This is a genomic window from Actinomadura montaniterrae (assembly GCF_008923365.1).
GTDB lineage: Bacteria > Actinomycetota > Actinomycetes > Streptosporangiales > Streptosporangiaceae > Spirillospora > Spirillospora montaniterrae.
Map to the genome: position 1 here is coordinate 12312 of NZ_WBMR01000191.1, position 5374 is coordinate 17685.

Annotated in this window: 5 protein-coding genes and 1 pseudogene; all 6 read right to left on the reverse strand. The window is 72.7% G+C overall.

Annotation, left to right across the window (positions count from 1 at the left end; genetic code table 11):
• A pseudogene (locus F9B16_RS53120) lies at window positions 1-553 on the reverse strand (hypothetical protein); the annotation flags it as partial.
• Window positions 553-1809 carry a 6-phospho-beta-glucosidase gene (locus F9B16_RS39315; protein ID WP_151545323.1) on the reverse strand — a complete coding sequence of 419 codons (1257 nt, stop codon included), beginning with the start codon at window positions 1807-1809 and terminating at the stop codon, window positions 553-555. The gene F9B16_RS39315 and the pseudogene F9B16_RS53120, both read right to left, overlap by 1 nt.
• A complete protein-coding gene (locus F9B16_RS39320; protein WP_225992346.1) occupies window positions 1806-2645 on the reverse strand; it encodes a carbohydrate ABC transporter permease in 840 nt (279 codons plus the stop codon). Before F9B16_RS39320 ends, F9B16_RS39315 begins: the two co-directional genes overlap by 4 nt.
• Window positions 2642-3616 (reverse strand): carbohydrate ABC transporter permease, encoded by a 975-nt coding sequence (locus F9B16_RS39325; protein WP_225992347.1) that lies wholly within the window; start codon window positions 3614-3616, stop codon window positions 2642-2644. The genes F9B16_RS39320 and F9B16_RS39325 overlap by 4 nt, the downstream gene beginning before the upstream one ends.
• A 4-nt stretch (window positions 3617-3620) precedes the next feature.
• Window positions 3621-4946, reverse strand: a complete 1326-nt coding sequence (locus F9B16_RS39330; RefSeq protein WP_225992348.1) for an ABC transporter substrate-binding protein — start codon at window positions 4944-4946, stop codon at window positions 3621-3623.
• A gap of 89 nt (window positions 4947-5035) precedes the next feature.
• On the reverse strand, window positions 5036-5374 hold a 339-nt coding region (locus F9B16_RS39335), incomplete at its 5' end, for an ROK family protein (RefSeq protein ID WP_151545324.1).

Below are 5374 nucleotides of genomic sequence, written 5' to 3' on the forward strand. Positions count from 1 at the left end.
CTCGTCGAACTCGCCGAGGTGGATGCCGAGCCCGACGTCGATGGCACGGTCCACGCCGAAGTGGGCGGCGACCGCGCCAGTCGCCGGTGTGCTCGCCGAGCGAGGGAAAGCGGGCGGTGCGGCCGTCCGGGGCGACGCCGGCGCAGTTGATGCCGGCGCCGCAGACGACCGCGACGCCCCAGCCTTCGCTGACCGCGCTGCGCAGCAGCGCGAACGTGTCGTTGCCGACGACCGCGGTCGGCGCGATTCCTCTGGCCAGCAGTAGCCCTTCGAGGCGCTCCTCCTCGCCCGGCAGGTCGACGTTGGCCATGTAGGCGGCGAGGTGGACGACGTCGCCGGGCGGTACGCCCGCCTCGGCGAGCGCCGCGCCGATGACGGCGGCGAGCGCGTCCACGGCGCCGTCGAGCCCGGCGGCCTGCGGCCGGAACCCGGCGCCGCGCGCGGTCGCGAGCAGCTCCCCGTCCGTCCCGGCGACGGCCGCGTCGATCTTGCTGTTGCCGCCGTCGACGGCGACCAGCACCCCGCGCCGGCGGCGCGCCGGCACTGCCGCCATCAGGCGGCCCACGGCAGGTGGGCGCGGTTCGCGGCGACCAGGTCGCGGGCGAGCCGGTCGGCGAACTCGAGCTGCCCGACCAGCGGGTGGGCCAGCAGCGCGTCCGCGACCCGCTCGACGCCGCCGCGCAGCGCCGCGTCCAGCGCCAGCTCCTCGTAGCCGGACACGTGCGCGACCAGTCCGGAGAACAGCGGTTCGAGCGGCGGGACGGGCAGCGGGACCGGCCCGGACGAGGTGATCCGCGCGGGCACCTCGACCACCGCGCGGTCGTCCAGGAACGGGAGCGCGCCGTTGTTGCGGACGTTGACGACCTGCACGTCGCCGCGGCCGGTGAGCAGCGACACGGCGAGCTGCACGGCGGCCTCGGAGTAGTAGGCGCCGCCGCGCTCCTCCAGCCGCGCGGGCTTGGTGTCCAGTGCCGGGTCGGCGTACATGGCGAGCAGGTCGCGCTCCAGCGCGGCGACCTCCTCCGCGCGCGTCGGCGCGCCGCGCTGCTCGCGCACGACCCGGTCGTGCTCGTAGAAGTAGCGCAGGTAGTACGACGGGACGGCGCCGAGCCTGCGGACGAACGGCTCGGGCAGCCCGGCCATGGCGGCCAGCTCGCCGGCGTGCCGCTCCAGCAGCTCGGGCAGGACGTCGCGCCCGTCCAGCGCGATCGAACGCACCCAGGTCAGGTGGTTGAGACCCGCGTGGCCGAGCGCGATCCGCTCGGGCGCCGCGTCCAGCAGCGCGGCGGCGCGGCGCTGCACGCCGATGGCGACGTTGCACAGGCCGACGGCGCGGTGCCCGGCGTCCAGCAGCGCGCGGGTGACGATGCCGACCGGGTTGGTGAAGTCGATGATCCACGCGTCCGGGGCGCGGGCGGCGACGCGCTCGGCGATGTCCAGCACGACCGGGACGGTCCGCAGCGCCTTGGCGAGCCCGCCCGCCCCGGTGGTCTCCTGCCCGACGCAGCCGCACTCCAGCGGCAGCGTCTCGTCCACGCGCCGGGCGGCCTGCCCGCCGACGCGCAGCTGGACCAGCACGACGGCGGCGCCGTCCACGGCCTCGTCGAGGTCTCCGGTCGTCACGACCTTCGCCGGGTGCCCGGCGCGGGCGAGCATCCGCGCGGCGAGCCCGCCCACAAGCTCCAGCCGCCGTGCGTCCGGGTCGGCGAGGACCAGCTCCGACACCGGCAGCGCGGCCCGCTCGCGGGCGATCCCGTCGACCAGCTCCGGGGTGTAGGTGGACCCGCCCCCGATGACCGTCAGCTTCAACCCTTCACTCCCGTCAACGTCACACCCTGGATGAACACGCGCTGGGCGAGGAAGAACACCACCAGCACCGGCATGATGGTCAGCAGCGTCGCCGCCATCGTGAGGTTCCATTCGACGTGGTGCGCGGCGCGGAACGTCGCGACACCGATCGCGAGCGTCCAGTTCTCCGGCTTGGCGTACACCAGCGGCCCGTAGTAGTCGTTCCAGCAGTAGAAGAACTGGAACAGCGCCACGGCCGCGAGCGCGGGCTTGGCCATCGGCAGCACGACTCGCAGCATGGTCCGCAGTTCACCGCAGCCGTCGACGCGCGCCGCGTCGGCGTACTCGCGGGGGATCGTCACCAGGAACTGGCGCAGCAGGAAGATGGAGAAGGCGTCCCCGAACGCCTGCGGGATGATCAGCGGCCACAGCGTCCCGGTGAGGTGGAAGCGGGACCACACGATGTATAGCGGCACCATCGTCACCTGCGGCGGCAGCATCATCGCCGAGATGACGACGACCAGCGCGAGGTTGCGGCCGCGGAACCGGAAGCGCGCCAGCGCGTAGGCGACCGGGACGCTGGACAGCAGCATCAGCGCCGTCGACAGCGCCGCGTACACGGTGCTGTTGACCGTCCACCGCACCATGTCGCCGCTGAAGGCGCGGCGGAAGTTCTCGAAGTGCCATTCCTTCGGCCACAGCGAGGTGCTGAGCGCCTGCGAGTCGCTCATGACGGCGGTGAGGAACATGAACGCCAGCGGCGCCAGGAACATCACCGCCAGGACGATCGCGGCGGCGTGCGTGGCGATCCACATCAGGGTGCGGCGGCCGCGCCGTCCGTGGACAAGGGAGGTCACTGCGCCTCCTCTCCGGCGAACGCGCGGAACTGCCGCAGCAGCAGGAGCGTGAACGCCATCGCGATGACGAACATGACCAGCGCGAGCACGCACGCGTAACCCATGTTGAACTGGCGGAACCCCTCGTCGTAGAGCCACTGCGGGAACGTCAGCGTCGACCCGCCGGGGTAGCCCGGCGCGAACTGGGTGCCGGGCAGGTCGGCCTGCCCGGCGGCGACCTTCCCGGCGACCATCGCCTGCGTGAAGTACTGCAGCGTCTCGATCACGCCGGTGACGGCGGCGAACGCCAGGACGGGCGAGACGGTCGGCAGCGTGATGTGCCGGAACCGCGCCCAGGCGCCGGCGCCGTCGATCGCGGCCGCCTCGTACAGCGAGCGCGGCACGTTCAGCAGCGCCGCCAGCAGGATGATCATGACGTCGCCGACCGCCCACAGCCCGAGCAGCGACAGGCCGGGCTTGGCCCACGCGGCGTCGTTGAAGAAGTCCGGCAGCGAGAACCCCAGGTGCCGGGCGATCACCGGGAACGGGCCGGTGCCCGGGTTCAGCACGAACACGAACGCCACGGTCGCCGACACCGGCGGGATCAGGTACGGGACGTAGAACACCGCGCGCAGCAGGTTCCCGCCGCGCCTGATCCGGGTGAGCAGCTGCGCGACGCCGAGCCCGAACAGCACCCGCAGCGGGACGAGCACCGCCACCAGCCACAGTGTGTTGCGCATCGCCGTCCACGCGTCGCCGTCGTGCAGCAGGTACCGGTAGTTGTCCAGCCCGACGTACTTCAGCGTGAACAGGTTGTAGCGGGTGAAGGAGAAGTAGACGGTCGCGGCGAGCGGGTAGGCGAAGAACAGCCCGAACCCGGCCAGCCACGGCGACAGGAACGCCAGCACCCGCAGCCGCCGGCGGCGGCCGGCCCGGGACACCGTCCCGAGCCGGCCGCGCCGCAGCGGCAGGCGCAGCGAGCCGGAGGCCACGGCGTCAGCCCCCGGCCAGCTTCAGCGACGCGTCGACCTTCCCGTCGAGGTCCTTCAGCGCCTTGTCCAGGTCGCCCGCCTTGCCGGGCTCCCACTGGTCCTGGACGAACTGCTGGAACTTCACGACGTAGTCGTTGCCGTTCGGGGTGGGCGGCGTCGTGGCGCTCGCCGGGTTCTTGAAGACGTCGAGGAACGTCTTGAACTGCGGCGGCAGCGTGAGGCCCGGCGAGGACAGCGAGGCGATCGTCGTGGGGACGTTCCCGAGCGCGTTGGCGAACGTGACGAGCGCGCCGGTGTCGGTCGTCAGGTACCTGATGAACTCCCACGCGGCGGCGCGGTGCTCGGCGCCGCGCGGGATGCCGATGACGGTGCCGGTGACGAAGCCGCTGCCGTAGCGGGCGTCCTGCCCGTCGGGGACGGGCGCGGGCGCGGTCCCGTAGTCGACCTTCGGCGCCTCCTCCTGCATGAACTTGGTGCGCCACTCGCCGTCGACGGCCATGGCGACCTTGCCCTTCTCGAACGGGTTGGACGACTCGAACTCCTGGCCCATCGAGTGCAGGAACTTCTTGACGTTGTCGTAGCCGTACCAGTCGATGAGGCTCTTGTCCCACTGCAGGTACGCCTTGACGGCGGGGTCGGCGGCGAAGGCCGCGTGCCCGTCGGGGGTGAGCCATTTCGCGCCGAACTGGGTGGCGAGGTGCTGCACCTGGTGCTCGTAGTACTGCGCGGACGGCATGAACCCGGCGACCTTGATGGTCCCGTCGGGGTTGCGGACGGTGAGCTTCTTGGCCAGCGCGGTCAGCTCGGAGAACGTCCGCGGCGGCTGCTCGCCCTTCATCAGGGCCTTGTTGTAGTAGAGCCCGTAGGCGTCGGCGAGCAGCGGCATCGCGCACCGGCGGCCCTTGTACTGGGTGTACTGCTGCACGGGCTTGGGGAACTGGTTCAGGTCGAGCTTGGAGCCGGCGATGTCGCCGGACAGGTCCTGCCACGCGCCGCTCTGGCACCACTGCCCGACGCTGTCGGTGGTGAACGACGACACCACGTCGGGCGGGTTGCCGCCGCGGATCGCGTTGGTGATGCGGTCGTCGGTCTGGTCCTTGACGAGCTTGACGGTGATGTTGGGGTGCAGTTTGTGGAAGCCCGCGACGGCGTCCTGGAACGCCTTCACCTCGTGCGGGGCGCTCCAGCCGTGCCAGACCTCGATGGTCTGCTTCTCCTCGGCCTTCGGGCCGCCGGACTGGCCGCCGCTGCCGCCGGCCGTGCAGGCCGTGAGGCCGAGCCCGGCGGCGGCCAGCGCCGCGGCGAGCCGGCGCGTTGTCGATGTGCGCACTCCGGTTCTCCTTCGGGGGAGGGGACGGCCGGTGCCGCCGTCCGCTGTGGGGGAGCGGGGGATGGGCGCCTGTCAGCGATGGGCGCGTGTCAGGAACGGGGCGTGTCGGGGACGGTGGTGGAGAACACCTCGTCGCGGGTCTCCTGGAGCGCCTGCTGGAGCGCGCCGGCGAGGACCGGGTTGCCCTCCAGGGAGCTGAGCCGCACCGCGGGGCGCGGGATCGTCAGGCTGTGCAGGTGCTGCTGGACGCGGGCGCGCAGCGGCTCGCCGCCGGCGCGCAGGACGTCGCCGGTGAGCACGACCAGGGCGGGGTCGAGGACGGCGACGACGGTGGCGAGGGTGGCGCCGAGCCGGGTCGCCAGCTCGGTGAGGGCGCGCTCGGCGCGGGCCCCAGCGTCGGCGGCGGTGCGCGTGCCCGCCCGGCCGGC